This is a genomic window from Paraburkholderia phenazinium, from assembly GCF_900100735.1.
In the GTDB taxonomy this organism is placed as follows: domain Bacteria; phylum Pseudomonadota; class Gammaproteobacteria; order Burkholderiales; family Burkholderiaceae; genus Paraburkholderia; species Paraburkholderia phenazinia.
Genome location: NZ_FNCJ01000003.1, coordinates 157,534 through 172,354 on the forward strand (window position 1 = coordinate 157,534; position 14,821 = coordinate 172,354).

Annotated in this window: 13 protein-coding genes; 9 read left to right on the top strand and 4 right to left on the bottom strand. The window is 61.3% G+C overall.

The features are described 5' to 3' along the window. The first annotated feature begins 3 nt into the window (after positions 1–3). Positions 4–681, top strand: coding sequence for a response regulator transcription factor (locus tag BLQ92_RS07985; RefSeq protein ID WP_090683245.1), 678 nt, complete (start codon positions 4–6; stop codon positions 679–681). Next, a complete protein-coding gene (locus BLQ92_RS07990; RefSeq protein ID WP_090683246.1) occupies positions 671–2,050 on the top strand; it encodes a sensor histidine kinase in 1,380 nt (459 codons plus the stop codon). The genes BLQ92_RS07985 and BLQ92_RS07990 overlap by 11 nt, the downstream gene beginning before the upstream one ends. On the opposite strand, the gene BLQ92_RS07995 is transcribed toward BLQ92_RS07990, so the two are convergent. Continuing rightward, positions 2,025–2,660 carry a cytochrome b gene (locus BLQ92_RS07995; RefSeq protein ID WP_208449381.1) on the bottom strand — a complete coding sequence of 212 codons (636 nt, stop codon included), beginning with the start codon at positions 2,658–2,660 and terminating at the stop codon, positions 2,025–2,027. The two genes, BLQ92_RS07990 and BLQ92_RS07995, sit on opposite strands and share 26 nt — an antisense overlap. A 653-nt stretch (positions 2,661–3,313) precedes the next feature. Here BLQ92_RS07995 and BLQ92_RS08000 point away from each other — a divergent pair. The 3 genes from BLQ92_RS08000 to BLQ92_RS08010 all read left to right on the top strand — a co-directional run bounded on the left by BLQ92_RS08000 (position 3,314) and on the right by BLQ92_RS08010 (position 5,090). Next, positions 3,314–3,760: an Ohr family peroxiredoxin gene (locus BLQ92_RS08000; RefSeq protein ID WP_090683248.1), complete on the top strand. Its 447-nt coding sequence runs from the start codon at positions 3,314–3,316 to the stop codon at positions 3,758–3,760. A gap of 224 nt (positions 3,761–3,984) precedes the next feature. Then, the gene (gene msrA / locus BLQ92_RS08005; RefSeq protein ID WP_090683250.1) at positions 3,985–4,488 is read left to right on the top strand and encodes a peptide-methionine (S)-S-oxide reductase MsrA; all 504 of its coding nucleotides are present in this window, start codon (positions 3,985–3,987) and stop codon (positions 4,486–4,488) included. Between the two features lie 146 nt (positions 4,489–4,634). Continuing rightward, the gene (locus tag BLQ92_RS08010) at positions 4,635–5,090 is read left to right on the top strand and encodes a MarR family winged helix-turn-helix transcriptional regulator (protein WP_090683251.1); all 456 of its coding nucleotides are present in this window, start codon (positions 4,635–4,637) and stop codon (positions 5,088–5,090) included. A 7-nt stretch (positions 5,091–5,097) separates the two neighbouring features. Here the strand turns inward: BLQ92_RS08010 and BLQ92_RS08015 are convergent, their stop codons facing one another. Next, a complete protein-coding gene (locus BLQ92_RS08015) occupies positions 5,098–6,021 on the bottom strand; it encodes a LysR family transcriptional regulator (RefSeq protein ID WP_090683253.1) in 924 nt (307 codons plus the stop codon). A gap of 131 nt (positions 6,022–6,152) precedes the next feature. On the opposite strand from BLQ92_RS08015, the gene metE reads away from it, so the two are divergent. Both metE and BLQ92_RS08025 read left to right on the top strand, forming a co-directional pair. Continuing rightward, positions 6,153–8,447, top strand: a complete 2,295-nt coding sequence (gene metE / locus BLQ92_RS08020; RefSeq protein WP_090683255.1) for a 5-methyltetrahydropteroyltriglutamate--homocysteine S-methyltransferase — start codon at positions 6,153–6,155, stop codon at positions 8,445–8,447. A gap of 221 nt (positions 8,448–8,668) precedes the next feature. After that, positions 8,669–10,597 (top strand): TonB-dependent receptor domain-containing protein, encoded by a 1,929-nt coding sequence (locus BLQ92_RS08025; RefSeq protein WP_090683257.1) that lies wholly within the window; start codon positions 8,669–8,671, stop codon positions 10,595–10,597. Here the strand turns inward: BLQ92_RS08025 and BLQ92_RS08030 are convergent. Continuing rightward, positions 10,594–11,784: a multidrug effflux MFS transporter gene (locus tag BLQ92_RS08030; RefSeq protein ID WP_279607942.1), complete on the bottom strand. Its 1,191-nt coding sequence runs from the start codon at positions 11,782–11,784 to the stop codon at positions 10,594–10,596. The genes BLQ92_RS08025 and BLQ92_RS08030 overlap by 4 nt on opposite strands. A 523-nt stretch (positions 11,785–12,307) precedes the next feature. Between BLQ92_RS08030 and BLQ92_RS08035 the strand changes: the two genes are divergently transcribed. Both BLQ92_RS08035 and BLQ92_RS08040 read left to right on the top strand, forming a co-directional pair. Next, positions 12,308–13,138, top strand: a complete 831-nt coding sequence (locus BLQ92_RS08035) for a MipA/OmpV family protein (protein WP_090683260.1) — start codon at positions 12,308–12,310, stop codon at positions 13,136–13,138. 167 nt (positions 13,139–13,305) lie between these two features. Further along, the gene (locus BLQ92_RS08040; RefSeq protein WP_090683262.1) at positions 13,306–13,734 is read left to right on the top strand and encodes a DUF4430 domain-containing protein; all 429 of its coding nucleotides are present in this window, start codon (positions 13,306–13,308) and stop codon (positions 13,732–13,734) included. An 8-nt stretch (positions 13,735–13,742) separates the two neighbouring features. On the opposite strand, the gene BLQ92_RS08045 is transcribed toward BLQ92_RS08040, so the two are convergent. Then, the gene (locus BLQ92_RS08045) at positions 13,743–14,690 is read right to left on the bottom strand and encodes a DUF2059 domain-containing protein (RefSeq protein WP_090683263.1); all 948 of its coding nucleotides are present in this window, start codon (positions 14,688–14,690) and stop codon (positions 13,743–13,745) included. Positions 14,691–14,821 lie beyond the last annotated feature (131 nt).

Here is a 14,821-nt window from a genome sequence, read left to right on the forward strand (position 1 = left end):
GCGATGAGGCTATTGCTCGTCGAAGATAACGATCAGCTTGCGCACTGGCTTGCGCGAATCCTGCAGGACGACGGCTTCATGCTCGATCGCGTGAGCGACGGCGAAGCCGCCGAAACCGCATTGCGCTCGGTGCCCTACGACGTCGTGCTGCTCGACCTGAATCTGCCTCATCTGTCCGGCAAGAGCGTATTGCGGCGCATGCGCGAGCGCGGCGACGCCACACCGGTGTTGATCCTGACCGCAACCGGCGCAGTCGACGAAAAGGTGGTGTGCCTCGGCGCGGGCGCCGACGACTACATCGTTAAACCCTTCGATGCGCGCGAACTGGTGGCGCGGGTGAAGGTGCTGGCGCGGCGGCAGTCGTCGTCGCGCTCGAACCGGCTCAAATGCGGCAATCTCAGCTACGACATGGACCGCTGCCAGTTCGCCGTCGAAGGCGAGCCGCTGACCTTGACGCCACGCGAACACGCGGTGCTCGAGGCCTTGATCCTGCGCGCCAAGAAGACTGTGGCCAAGACCATGCTGGCGGATTCGCTCAGCAACGCGGACACGCCGACCAGCGAAGACGCCATCGAGATCTACGTATCGCGGCTGCGCAAGAAGCTGGAAAAGAGTACCGCGACCATCATCACGCTGCGCGGCCTCGGCTATCTGCTGGAAGACGGCGCCGATGACGAATAGCCTGCGGCTCAGGCTGTTGCTATGGATGCTGCTGCCGATGACGGTGTATGTCATCGCGGCGGGACTGATTGCACGCGATAACGCGCAGCGCACGGCGAGCCTGTTGCAGGACGAAGCCTTGCTGTCTTCGGCGCGTGTGATGGCCGGCGATATCCAATGGGAGAGCGGCTATCTGCATGCGGAAATCTCGCCTAGCGCGATCGAAATTCTGAGTTCGCCAGCCGGCGACGAGGTCTTTTTCAGCATTCGCGAAGTGGGCGGGGCGACGATTGCGGGCACCTCGGATTTCCCGCTGCGCGTGCCGGGCGACGCGCCGCTCTGGTATGACGCGACGGTCAGCGGACACCCGATTCGCGCGGTATCGCTGATTCGCCCCATGTACGACTCGGGCGTGACGAGGCGGATCGTGGTGTCGGTGGGACGCACGCTGATGCAACGCGATGCGACGGCTACCGCACTATGGAGACCGCAGATGCTGCATTTTGCGGGCATCGTGGCAATTGCGGTGGTGCTGGTGTGCGTGGGATTGACATTCGAGCTGCGTCCCTTGATGCGGCTGGCGAAAGACATGCTGGCGCGCGCACCGAATGTCTCGCTGCGGGTGCACGCCGATCCCCTGCGCAACGAATTGCGGCCGATTGTCAGCGCGTTCAACCAATGCCTCGATATTATCGAGCGCAAGACCGCCATGCAGCGGCGCTTCATCGCGGACGCGGCACATCAACTGCGCACGCCGCTCACCTTGCTCGGCACGCAACTGCAATACGCGAGGCGCCAGGACGATCTCGCTCAACTGAAAGAGACCCTGCTGGCCATGCACCGCAGCAACCTTTCGCTGGTGGCGCTGACCAACCAGTTGCTGCTGCTCGCTCAAGCGGAAGCCGCGGACTATGCGGATTTTGAAGGTGCGCCCGTCGATCTGCGTGCGGTCGCCACCGGGACGATCGAACAGCTTGCGTTGCTCGCGCAGCGCCGCAATGTCGAACTGTCGGCTCGTCTCGATGAGCCTGCGCAAGTAATGGGCAATGAACCGCTGTTGTCCGTGCTGCTCTTCAATCTGCTCGACAACGCGATTCGCTATACCCCTGCGGGTGGGCATGTGGCGCTCGAGATCCGTTCGACGGATGCACGCGTGGTTCTGACCATTACCGACGAGGGGCCGGGCATATCCCCTGAGCTTCGCGATCGGGTGTTCGAGCCTTTCTTCCGGATTTCTAGCGAACAGGGCAGCGGACTCGGCTTATCCATTGTCCGGGAAATCGCCCGGGCGCATCTGGCGGAGGTGGTGCTGGACGATGGGCCCGGTGGCGTGGGGTTGAGCGCTTCGGTGCTGTTTCCGGGCGCTAAAGCATTCGCCCCAACACGTTGATACGCGCGATCAACTGGTGTTTGACGACCGCGAGGACGTGCAGCACGATCAACCCCGCCAGCAGCGCGCAACTGGCGCGGTGTACCGCGAAGATGTGCTCGGTGAGTGCGCCTTTGGCAAACGGTGTGTGAATCTCGACCACGCCGAAGAACGAATAACCGTTCGGGACCATCAGGAAGCCGCTCGCCAGCACGGTAAAGATCGTCAGGTAGATCAGGTTGTGGACGCCGGATGCGAGCGAGCGTTGCCAGGCGGATGCAACCGGTAGCGCGCGCGGTTCGGCGCGGACGAACTTCCAGATTAGCCGCAGCGGAAACAGCAGGATCAGCACGGTAGAGACCGACATATTCAGTCGCGACAGGAAGTCGTGGACGGCTCCGCCGGCTGTGTGCGCGAGCGCATAGCCCACGACGCTCGCATAGATGATGACGGCGGCGAACACCCAGTGGAAAAAGCGCGTGAGGCCGTCGTAACGATCTGCAGGTCGTGCGTTGCTCGAGCGGGACGCGCTGCGTTCGCCAAGGCGATCGTGTTGCTCAGCGGTGGAGCGGAAATGGCCTGAATGGTCTCGGCTATGAGTTGCCGCCTGCAGCATCGGGTTCACAGACATCCTCGGGTCCAAAGTCGTTAAGCCGTTTCGAAACGTCAATGCGCTTTGCTCGGCGAGGACTTGGGACGCTCAGCGTCGGCCCACGACTCTCCACGAGGCAGGGCATCGTACCTATCGTGCATAGGTTCGTCAATAGAAATGAAAATGACAATCATGCGCATTTGCGTTAGCTCTCAATGAGCTTGCAATCTGCTTTCGTGATGGGGATGACGAGGAGGTACGGCTTTTGAAACGTCGGCGTTTCGTCCGTCAGTAAAAAGGCGGCCGGCGAGCGCCAATTCAAAGGCGGCTCACTGCATATCTCTGAGGCGGCAGCCCGGGAGACCCGGGTGCCGCTCAGCGGCTCGGCCACGGTATCCGGTGTTTCTGGCGATGTGGCGCCGGTGCATTTTGCCCGGCTCGATGAAATCCGTATCGGTGCGGCGAGGCTGACAGGGCCGTACGCGCAAGTTGTCGATTTCGGTTTTTGGCGGGGACGCACCCAAGCAGCAGGGGCTTGCTGGCATCATCGGCTATTAATAACTCGCATGCGATTAAAACGTATGCGTTTGACATTGCCAGGCTTTTCCGTCATCATGCATCGCATGCGAATAGATCGCATGCGATTTAAACTCACGGTACACCCCTTACCCATATCCATCAAGGAGTTCAGCATGACCAAGATCGAAAAAGTCCTCTTCTCGGGCAACACCCACACCACGGTCAACCACAACCCCAGCGTACAGCGTGGCGAGTACGGCGTCGTCGATATCAAGCTGTCGGCGCCCGGCGGTCAAAACCATGAGTTCATCGCCGCCGAGCCGCACCCGAGCGCCGAGCAACTGTTTGCGGGTGCCTGGTCGGCCTGTTACATCTCCGCGCTTGGGATTGCGGCCTCGCTGAAGAAGATCACGCTGCCACCCGATTCTGCCGTGGATATCCAGGTAAACATCGGTCAAACCGGACCCGCCTGGTTCCTCGGCGCCCAGTTCACCGTCCGCGTGCCGGGTTTGGCACAGGATGTTGCGGAGGCGATCGCACACGCGGCCCATCAAATCTGCCCATACTCGAAGGCGGTGCACGGAAACATTGAAGTCGCGATGAACGTCGTTACGGCCTGATGCGGCAAAGCTCGCGTCTTTGCCCGCCGCCGGATTGAGGCCAGTCTGCCGAGCGCGTCGATTTCTGGCATGCTGCCGGGATCGCCAATGGCGACCCGGCAGCAAGTTTTTCACGAGGCGAGGGCGGAGCCATTGAGGCGCTCGCATCCACCGGGAGCCGGTGAACGAACTAACTTACGATTTGCGTACTCAATAGAGTCGCGCCACTGATGGAGATGAATGACATGACGACGCAAACCGAAACCGCCATCCTGGCCGGCGGGTGCTTCTGGGGCATGCAGGACCTGCTGCGGCGCTATCCCGGCGTGCTGTCCACGCGCGTCGGCTACTCGGGCGGCGACGTGCCCAATGCGACCTACCGGAACCATGGCACGCACGCAGAGGCTATCGAGATCGTGTTCGACCCAAGCCAGATCGGCTATCGTCAGATCCTCGAATTTTTCTTCCAGATTCACGACCCCACAACCCAAAACCGCCAGGGCAACGACCTTGGGACGAGCTACCGCTCGGCCATCTTCTATCTCAGCGACGAGCAGAAACAAGTGGCCGTGAAGACCGTGGCGGATGTCGACGCATCCGACCTTTGGCCCGGCAAGGTCGTCACCGAGATCGCTCCTGCGGGCCCGTTCTGGCAGGCAGAGCCGGAACATCAGGACTATCTGGAACGCCATCCCGACGGCTACACGTGTCACTTCATCCGGCCGGGCTGGAAATTGCCCGTCGCTTGAGTCAACGGGCTGGATCGACCAGCGGAGCCAATACGACCGGTCCGTGACCGCAAGCGGTGCAAATTTAAATACAACGCGATATAATCGCATGCGATGTTATAGCTTCACCCTTGCGAGCCACAACTCCTTAGCCTATGAGGATGCTGATGAAATCTGCGGACCAAGCGTCGCCCACAATGCTCTCGGACTTCCTGTGTTTCGCGGTTTATTCCGCGAATCTGGCGTTCGGCAAGGCCTACAAGCCGATACTTGAGGAGCTTGGACTCACCTATACGCAATACATCACGATCATCGCGCTGTGGGAGGAGGACCACCAGACGGTCAGCGGGCTCGGCGAGAAGCTGTTTCTCGAATCCAATACGCTCACACCGATCCTGAAGAAGCTCGAGGCGATGGGCTACCTGGAAAGGCAGCGCGATCCCGAAGACGAGCGCCAGGTGCGGGTCAGTCTCACGAAAGGCGGTCGAAAGCTGCGCGAAAAAGGCCTGAAGATGAATCTCGCCGAGGCGACCGGACTCGCGCCGGACGAGTTCGCGAAAGTGCAGAAGGCGATCGTGACGCTGCGCAATAACCTTATCCGCTCAGTTCAATCCGTCGAATAAGCGTCGTTTATTCGACGCTGGACAGCAGCTCGATACTGTCGAGTTGCGCGGCGCAGATGTCGCGCACGATCGACACAAAATCGTCGAAGTAGGGCCGGCCGCTCGTCCCTTTGGGCGCGATCGCATAGAGCTCGCTCCATAAGCCGTCCGTGCCCACACGTTTTGCCAGCACATAGTCGTGGTCGATGTAGTTCTTCAAACCCCAGTTGGGCAATGCCGCAATGCCCCGGCGGCTGGCAACCAGTTGCATGATCGCGATGGTCAGCTCGGCCGTGCGGCGCTCCAGCTTGATGCCGGCTGGCTCTAATACTTCGCGAATCAGGTCGATGCGCGATTCGGGAACCGGGTAGGTAATCAGCGTCTCACCCAGCAGGTCTTCGGCACTCACGCGCCGCTTGTTGCGCAGACGGTGCTCGTTGGCAATCACCACTTGAATCTCGAAGCGAAACAGCGGGGCAATGTCCAGATTGCGTCGCTTGACGGGCTTCGAGCCGATCACCACATCCGCTTTCCCCTCGCTTAGCAGGCGCATCGGGTCGGCGTGGAACCCGGCGACCAGATCGACCTCCACCTCCGGCCAGCGGCGGCGAAACTCGTCCATCACCGGCATCAGCCAGTCGAAACAGGTGTGGCATTCCAGCACGATGCGAAGCTCACCCTTGACTTCGCCTTTCAGGCGCACCACGTCCCGCTCGGCTGCAGCCACGGCGGCCACTGTTTCGCGGGCCAGCGCCAGCAGCCGTTCGCCCGCCACGGTAAAGCGCAGGCCTTGCCGGGTGCGCTCGAACAGGGACACTTCGTAGTGCGCTTCCATGTCGCGAATCTGGTGGGACAGGGCGGACTGGCTGAGGTTGACGCGTTCGGAGGCGCTGACCAGCTTGCCTGAATCGGCAATCGCAATCAGAGAGCGGAGATGACGCAGTTCAAGCATGGCGCCGTCCGGGGAGGCCAGCAGCCGTCAGGCGGGTGATATGAATATGGCTCATACAATAATGAAAACATGTCGCTTGATGAATCATAGCGCGACTTTCAAACTGTGGCCCATTCAGTTAAGGATCCACTATGGCCTGCACCCACATACATGGTTTTCCGCGCATCGGCGCCAATCGTGAACTCAAGTTCGCCCAGGAGTCGTTCTGGCGCGGCGAGTCCGACGACGCCTATCTGCGCAGCGTCGCGCAGGCGTTGCGGGCTCGTCACTGGGAACAGCAGCGCGCGGCGAAGCTGGACTTCGTTACGGTAGGCGATTTCGCGTACTACGACCCGATGCTCAATCTCACGGCGCTACTCGGTGCGTTGCCCGAGCGCTTCGGGTTCGAGCCGGCCTCCCTCTCGCTTGCCCAGTACTATGAACTGGCGCGCGGCAACAAGGCGCAGCCGGCGATGGAGATGACCAAGTGGTTCGATACGAACTACCACTACCTCGTGCCGGAACTGGGCCCGGATACGACCTTCAATGGCGGCGTGAGCTGGTTCTTTGACGAGATCGACGAGGCGCTCGCCTTGAATCTGCCGGTCAAGCCCGTGTTGATCGGGCCGATCACGTATCTGTGGCTCTCCAAGAGTCAAACACCGGGTTTCGACCGGCTGTCGTTGCTGCCGAAGCTGGTGATCCGCTACGTGCGGATTCTCGACGCGCTGAAGCAACGCGGTATCGAATGGGTGCAGATCGACGAGCCCGCGCTGTGTCTCGACCTCGAAGGTGAATGGCTCGAAGCGTTCTCTGCGGTGTACGACGTGTTGGGCGCCTCGGGCGTCAAGGTGTTGCTGGCGACTTACTTCGACACGGCCGCCGATCACGCGACGCTCGTCGCTCAGCTACCGGTGCATGGCGTGCATATCGATCTGATCCGGGCGCCAGAGCAACTCGAGGTATGGCGCAAGGCGCTGCCGGCGGACAAGGTGCTGTCGGCCGGTGTCGTCGACGGGCGTAATGTCTGGCGTGCCGACCTGGGCGCAATTGCCGGGTCGCTGCAGACACTTCATGCAGAACGCGGCGACCAGCTCTGGATTGCACCGTCGTGCTCGCTCCAGCACGTCCCGGTCACGCTTGCTTCGGAAAAGAAACTGGATGCCGAAGTGAAATCATGGCTGGCTTTCGCCACGGAAAAGCTCGATGAACTTGGCGTGATTGCGCTCGCCTTGCGCGATCCGGCAGCAGCACAAGCTCAGCTCGCGGCTACCGATGCGGCGCTCGCCACGCGGCGCAGTTCGAGCGCGGTCATGAACGTGCTGGTGCAACGAAAGGTCGCGACCGTCACGGATGCGATGGCGAGCCGCAAGAACCCGTTCGAAGACCGCAGTCGCGTGCAGCGGCATTCGCTGAAGCTGCCGCTCCTGCCGACCACCACCATCGGCTCGTTTCCGCAGACGCCGGCGATCCGCCAGGCGCGTGCCGCCTATAAGCGCGGTGAGTTGCGCGCACTCGAGTACCTCGAACGCATGCGCGCGGAAACCGCGACGGTGGTGCGCAAGCAGGAGGAACTCGGGCTCGACGTGCTGGTGCACGGCGAGGTGGAACGCAACGACATGGTCGAGTATTTTGCCGAACGGCTGTGGGGCTATGCGTTGACGGAGAGCGGCTGGGTGCAGAACTACGGTTCGCAGTGCGTCAAGCCGCCAATCATTTACGGCGACGTCTTCCGTCCTGAGCCGATGATCGTGGATGGCGCCTGCTACGCCCAGTCTTTGACGGACCGGCTGGTGAAGGGCGTCCTGACCGGGCCGGTGACGATGCTCGAATGGTCGTTCGTGCGCGACGATCAGCCTCGCACGACCACCGCCTTGCAATTGGCATTGGTGATTCGCGACGAAGTGCTCGACCTCGAAAAGGCTGGCATCCGCATCGTCCAGATCGATGAGCCGGCATTCCGGGAGGGATTGCCATTGCGCAAGTCGAACTGGGCCGAGTACCTGGAATGGGCCACGCGGGCCTTCAGGATTGCAGCGGGTGGCGTTTCGGACGCGACGCAGATCCACACCCACATGTGCTATTCGGAGTTCAACGACATTCTGCCGGCAATCGCCGCACTCGATGCGGACGTCATTACGATCGAAACGTCGCGCTCCTCGATGGAACTGCTGGACGGTTTCGGCGCCTTCGCCTATCCGAACGGGATCGGGCCGGGCGTCTACGACACCCATTCGCCGCGCGTGCCGAGCGTCGAAACGATGCAAGGCTTGCTCGAGCGCGCCTGCGAGGTGATTCCCGCCGAACGGCTCTGGGTCAACCCCGATTGCGGTCTGAAGACGCGCGGCTGGCCGGAGACGGAAGCGGCTCTCGCCAACATGATCGCGGCGGCCAGGACCTTGCGGCAGAAGCTCGAAGCGGAGCACAACGGCGCAAGAGCCGCCTGATTACCTTGTGTGTTTTTTTTGCCCCACCCGTGAATTCATTTCCGGGTGGGGTTTTCGGCGTCGATGGATTCAGAAGTAGAATGCGCGCGTACGACTCGTGGAAGCTGGTGCAACTCCAGCGCGGTCGCGCCACTGTGACCGGTTGCAGCATTGACCGGAAGTCAGACCCGGCGTCGTATCCCTCTCTGCCGACTTTGGGGCGCGTAATCCCCTGGAGATTTATGAAGTTCCGTCATTTGATCGTTACCTCTGCCTTGGCCGTGTCCGGCTGGCAGATTGCCCATGCGGACGATTCGTCGCCGCAGCAGCCGGACCAGGTGCCGGCGACAACCACGCTGCCCAATATCCTCGTGACAGGGGATACGCAGCACTTGCCGCAGTCGTTCGATCAGCGCTACGCCTCGACCCAGGTGCTCACCCGCGCGGATCTGGACCGTCTGTCGCCGATCGACCCGAGCATTACGCAGGCCCTCGCTACGCTGCCCGGGGTGACGATTTCGCAAAACGGCGGACCCGGCACTCTCGCCTCGGTCAGCATCCGCGGTTCGTCGGGAAATCAGGTTGCAGTCTTTATCGATGGTATCCGGGTCGGTTCTTCGACCTCGGGCGCAGCGGAGTGGTCTGATCTTCCGACCTCCGCATTCGATCGCGTCGAAGTCATTTCGGGCCCGGCGGCCGCGTCGTTCGGCGCGAATGCAGTGGGCGGCGTCGTGCAACTCTTCACGAACCATGCTTCGAACCAGCCGAACCAGACCACGGTTTCGTTCGGCGGCGGCTCGAACAAGACCTTCGATACGCAAGTGCGCACCTCCGGCAGTATTCCTTCCACCGGTCCGCTCGCTGCTTTGTCTGGCGTGACTTACTCGTTGGGTCTGCATGACTACAACACGGCGGGGATCGATGCGACCCAGCCGTGGGCCTACGGACATGAGGACGGCCGCAATCCGTACCATGCGCAGGACGTGGATGCACGGCTCGGTTACGCGCACGACAACTGGTCGATCTCCACCTTCGCGCTGTATCACAGGTCCAATCTTTCCTACGATGACGCAGGCGGCGATGACTGGCAGCTCGATCATCAATTGACGACGGGCGTGGCGTTCCATCTGGATATCACGCCGTTCACCCAGTTCGATCAGTCGGTTGGGTATGCGAATGATCGCCAGTTCCTCTACGCGCACAATCCGGCTATCCCGTCCGATGAGATCGATTCGACGCGCTTTAGCACGTCGACCTCGTTGACCCATCAGGAAAAAGGCCTGAGGCTCTTCGATCAGCCGCTGTCCGGCGAGACGAAGCTCGCCTACGACTTCTCCCGCGAGCAAGCCTTCCTGCCCGTCGATATCCCGAACGGCGTGCCGACGCGCAACGATTCCGCGGTCTCGCTGCATCAATCGGCCACGCTGGGTGATTTGACGGTGTTCCTGGCAGGGCGCCACGAGATTATCGAGGGCCAGTCGGTCAATACCGGCAATGTCGCCGTTGCTTATGCGATCACCCCGGTTTATACGGCACGCCTCTCGTATGGCAATGCATTCCGTCTGCCGACGTTCGACGACCTGTATTACCCAGGGTATTCGAACCCGAATCTGCTGCCTGAGCGCAGCGATACGGTCGAAGCTGCGCTGGATGCCGCGACCTCGTTCGGCACCTTCACGGCCGCTGTGTACGACACGCGCGTTCACGACCTCATCAGCTACAACTCGGTCACTTACCTCCCGGTGAACATCGGCCGGGCGCATATTCAGGGTCTCGAACTGTCGTACAAGGGGACACTGGCCCAAACCACGGTCGTCAGTGCAGCGGTCGGCATTCTCAATCCGCAGGACGTCACCGGCCAGACGTGGCTTAATCGCCGGCCCCGTCAGACCGTTAGCCTGAGCGTCGATCACACCTGGGACGAGTTCCACCTGCATGCGTTGAGCACTGGCGTTTCTGTGTTGTACGGCGGATCGACTTACGACGACCAGGCCAACGCAATCTATCTGCCGTCATATACGACCGTCGGCCTGCGTGCCGCATACAAGGTCAATTCGCATCTCATCTTGTCCGCAAACCTGTCGAACCTGTTTAACCGTCAGTACGTGACGGCATATGGTTACAACACGCTGGGCCGTACGGCGTTCGGCAAGCTTGCTTATACGTTCTAAGAGCCAGCGCTGGTTACTTCAGCCGTGCTGACTATCGTGTCGGGGACGAGCCGCATCGCGCAAAGTGCGCTACCCAGGCCCATCAGCGCGATGACGCAGCCCATCGGCCAAGGCGTGCCGTCTGCGAACAAACCGACCAGCGCCGATCCCAGGATGCCGGTGCCGTACTGAATCGATCCGACCAGCGCCGATACCGCGCCGGCGCGCTTGGGGAAGGCGCCGAGCGCGCCGGCAATCGAATTGGCGACCACCAGACCGGTCGCCGCAGCGAACGCAAAGAGCGGAATCACCAGCCCCATCAAACCGCCCCAGTCAGTCCAAGAGTCGATCGCCAGCACGATACCTGCAAGTGCTGCGCAGAGCGTCCCGGTTCGCATCAGCCGATCGCTGCCAAGCCGCATCACGAGTCTCGAGTTGATCTGATTCGTGAGCATGATGCCGAGGATCCCCGCGCCGAACAGCACCCCGTAAAACTGCGGCGATACGTGGTGGTAGGTGATATACGCAAACGGCGAACCGGCGATATAGGCGAACGTGCCGCCATAGAAGAAACCGCCGGCGCCGGCATAGCCGATTATCCGGCGATGCGTCAGTAGCTCCGCATAGCCCGCCATGGCACGGCTTAGCGGCGCATGATTGCGACGTTCGGGCGGCAAGGTTTCGGGCAGGGCGTAGAGCGCCGCGAGCGTGGCGAAGCCGACCGCGACGAGCGCCCAGAAAATGGCGCGCCACGATGCGACATGAAGAATCAGGCTGCCCACACTCGGCCCGAGCAGCGGGGCGATGGCCATCACTGTCATTAGCGTGGACATCATTTGCGCTGCGCGGTGGCCGGTGTAGAGATCGCGCACCATCGCGCGAGCCAGCACGACGCTGGCGCAGGCGCCGACAGCTTGCAGCGCGCGCCAGCCAATCAGCATTGGCGCAGTCGTCGAGAGCGCACAGCCCGCCGAACCGGCAATGAACAGGACCAGACCGATTGCGATAGGCAGGCGCCGGCCGTGGCGGTCGGAGATAGGGCCCCACAGAAGCTGGCCCAGGCTGAAGCCGATCAGGTAGCCCGAGATGGTCAGCTCGACCGCGCCGGCATTGGCGTGCAGCGTCGCGGCCATGGCCGGCAGGGCGGGCAGGTACAGATCGGTCGAAATCGAGGCGAAACCCATCAGCAGGCTGAGCGTGGCCAGAATCAGCGGGCCATGCGCTTGCGCGGCTTGTTCAGCGGCGCTTTGAAGACCGCGACATGGTGTGCCCTCGGTGGCAGCGGCGGGAGACGCAGCGGGCGTGTCGGAAGATCGATGGGTGGGCGACATGATTCGAGAATGGACGTTTCCAGTCTCGCCTTGGATGGTGGATCAGAGATCATGATAGCCACCCAACGGCCATCGATATAGACCGATAAACCGCAAGCCGCTATGAGCTGGGTTCATGAATGACGGAGCGCCGCCGTGCCAACGACGCGGCATCTCGCGCCGTTTCCAACCCCGCTCGCGCCGGCCGGTTGCGTTTCGTCGCAATCCGCTGGTCCCCACCCGGGCGCCACGCCATGATCGCCGCGAGTGACCCGTCCTCCCAGCGTGCGTAAGGCGCCGGAAAAGGCACAGGGATACCTCGCCATGTCTGCGGGACCGGGTCGGCTAACCGGACCTCAATCTCCATTACCTCCAAATACTTGACCGGCCGGAGCTGTGAGCTGCGCGCCTGGGGATCTCGATGAAAGCACGTGTAAGTCGTTCTGTTCTCACTCTGTTGCTGGGCACGCTGCTCGGCGCCTCGACGTTCGATGCGATGGCCGACGAAACCGCAGCGTCAACCGCCCCCGATGCCATGTTTGCCGACACCTGGCACTTTACCGCCGGCGGCGGAGTGCTGAGCTTACCCAAGTATCCAGGAGCCAGCGACCGCAAGTTTGAACCCATCCCGCTGCTTGGCGCGACCTATGGGCGCTATTTCATCGGCACGGTGCCCGACGTGAGCGCACCGTTGGGACTCGGCGCTTACCTCTATCGGGACTCGCATTGGCAGGTGGCCGCGATGCTCTCATACGATTTCATCCAGCCGCGCGACCAATCCGACGACGCGCGCCTGCAGGGCCTCGGCGATATTCCTCGCACCGCGCACGCCGGGATCTTCGGCAGCTATACAGTGGGCTGGTTCACTGCGCGCGGCAGCGTCTTTACGGACATTCTCGGCAAGCACGAAGGCACCGTGGCAACGCTTGGCCTGGAAGGCAAGTATCAGCCGAGCGACCGTTTATCGTTAAGTGCCGGGCCCGGCCTGACGTGGGGAAGCAGCCAGTACAACCGTACCTTCTATGGTGTCGATCAAGGCCAGAGCATTAGCTCCGGCTTGCCCGCATACGCACCGGGTTCGGGTGTCGCCTCGTTCAACGTCTCGGTCAAGGCGGACTACCGTATTTCCAGGCAATGGGGTGTCGGCGCGGCAGTGGTGGCCACCGAACTGCGTGGCGACGTTGGCGCAAGCCCGATCGTCGAGAAGAAGACCCAGGTCACGTATGGGGTGTTTTCGAGCTACCGGTTTTGAGTGGCAAGTCTATGCCCTGGCATCACGCTCTACGACTACAACGTTCGGCCGCGTGGCTTTATGCAAAACGCAAGGAAATGGCGTTATCCGACCGTTATTGTTAATTGTAAGTCGTTGGGCGATTGACTAAGCTTGACCAGTTACTCGTCAAACTAACGGAGTGAACCATGGCTGGATTTAATCCGATTACGCTGCGTGCAGTCGACAACACCAATAAGCAACTGTTTGAGTATTCTGTTCCATTCGCCTCGGAAATCACGGCCCTGCAAGTGATGGAGCAGGCCTTCGTGCTCGCGCAAACGCACACGACCTCCGATCCGTTCCTGTTCACGCTGGAGTACTACGGTTATAGCCAGTCAGTGCCGTACCCGGGGTACCTGGGATACGAAGTCGAAAGTATCGCGGGGCTACCGAGCAACTCGCAATTCTATTGGGAGTTGCTGGTCAATGGCGTTGCTTCGTCCAGCGGCGCAAATACCACTTATCCGAATCCGGGCTCGACGGTGACGTGGCAGTACACGGCCATACCGTCGGCGCCGGCCAACCTGTCCAGAAGGGCTGAGCTGGTTCAGAAGCGGCACGCAGGGCGCGCCTGACGGATTCGTCACTGGTACGCTTGCGTGGATGGCGACCACTTGAGTGTGTGTCGCCACTTTCCCCCTTGTTCGCGCAACTGAATGTCGTGGTAACCATTGGTTTCGGTCGGCAGCAGCACTAGCGAATCGCTCGCGTCGGTGACGTCGTGGCTGCGGGTGCCGTCCTTGTGCCAGTCGCCGGCGATCATCTTGTCGAACGACATGGGCTTTGCGAACACGACGCGCAGCGATTGTCCCTCCACGCGGAACAGGTATAACGCTTCGAAATCCGCGCCTCCGCCCGAATAACCCTCGCTCCATCCGGCACGTACGCCAAACGCATATTCGCCGGATTTGATCTGATAGGGCGCAAGGTCGAACCGTTTCCAGCTTTCGGGCATGATGAGCAAGCCGCCTTTGGCATCTTGCGCATCTTGTGCATCCAGCTCTTCGGGTGGATCGATATTCATGCCGCTCCAGTCGGTCTCCTTGTCGACCGGCCCGTCGGTGCGAGCGACAAGTTTCGGTGCGCCGTTGCCGTTGGCTTCGAATACGCCGAACCAGACCTGGGTGCTTTGCGTATCGGTCGGATCGGAATGCTGGCACTCGCCCGGATAATATTTTTTCGAGCTGGCCGCCTCGTCAGGCGTGCTCGCAAGGCAGATCATCGCTACATACGAATTGGGACGCAGCGGCCAGGCCTTTGCGCTCGACAGCACGAGACGCTTCGTGTCTTCTCCCGGCGCAAGTTGCTGCATCAGATAGTCGTCCGTGAATCCTGCCGGCAACGGGGTGCCGAAACGATCGGGTGGTTGGACACCGCTCATCGAAGCGTCGAACATCTTGCGCGCGTCTCGCGTCTGGATCGCGCCTCTGACGCCATCGATCGACTGTACAGTGGTTTGGGCGAAAGCCGGTGTGAGATGAAGCGCGCAGATCAAGGGGGAGAGCGCGAGGGCGGCGAATCGACGTTTCATTGGCTGAGGCGAAGAAAGGGACCGCGTGATTATGGCGAAAAATAGGTGGGGCGTGTGGCTTAGGCGAACAGGCCGAAGCGCCGAAACTTGCCGCTTATGTGCCTTGCATATCTGCGGTGTTCCGCAGCGCT

What these genes read in the sequence shown, in the direction of transcription:
- msrA (WP_090683250.1), top strand. Translation starts at nt 3,985, where the DNA reads ATGACGACGCAAACCGAAACCGCCATCCTGGCCGGCGGGTGCTTCTGG.
- BLQ92_RS08000 (WP_090683248.1), top strand. Translation starts at nt 3,314, where the DNA reads ATGACCAAGATCGAAAAAGTCCTCTTCTCGGGCAACACCCACACCACG.
- BLQ92_RS08025 (WP_090683257.1), top strand. Translation starts at nt 8,669, where the DNA reads ATGAAGTTCCGTCATTTGATCGTTACCTCTGCCTTGGCCGTGTCCGGC.
- BLQ92_RS07995 (WP_208449381.1), bottom strand. Translation starts at nt 2,660, where the DNA reads ATGTCTGTGAACCCGATGCTGCAGGCGGCAACTCATAGCCGAGACCAT.
- BLQ92_RS08040 (WP_090683262.1), top strand. Translation starts at nt 13,306, where the DNA reads ATGGCTGGATTTAATCCGATTACGCTGCGTGCAGTCGACAACACCAAT.
- metE (WP_090683255.1), top strand. Translation starts at nt 6,153, where the DNA reads ATGGCCTGCACCCACATACATGGTTTTCCGCGCATCGGCGCCAATCGT.
- BLQ92_RS08045 (WP_090683263.1), bottom strand. Translation starts at nt 14,690, where the DNA reads ATGAAACGTCGATTCGCCGCCCTCGCGCTCTCCCCCTTGATCTGCGCG.
- BLQ92_RS08035 (WP_090683260.1), top strand. Translation starts at nt 12,308, where the DNA reads ATGAAAGCACGTGTAAGTCGTTCTGTTCTCACTCTGTTGCTGGGCACG.
- BLQ92_RS07990 (WP_090683246.1), top strand. Translation starts at nt 671, where the DNA reads ATGACGAATAGCCTGCGGCTCAGGCTGTTGCTATGGATGCTGCTGCCG.
- BLQ92_RS08010 (WP_090683251.1), top strand. Translation starts at nt 4,635, where the DNA reads ATGAAATCTGCGGACCAAGCGTCGCCCACAATGCTCTCGGACTTCCTG.
- BLQ92_RS07985 (WP_090683245.1), top strand. Translation starts at nt 4, where the DNA reads ATGAGGCTATTGCTCGTCGAAGATAACGATCAGCTTGCGCACTGGCTT.
- BLQ92_RS08015 (WP_090683253.1), bottom strand. Translation starts at nt 6,021, where the DNA reads ATGCTTGAACTGCGTCATCTCCGCTCTCTGATTGCGATTGCCGATTCA.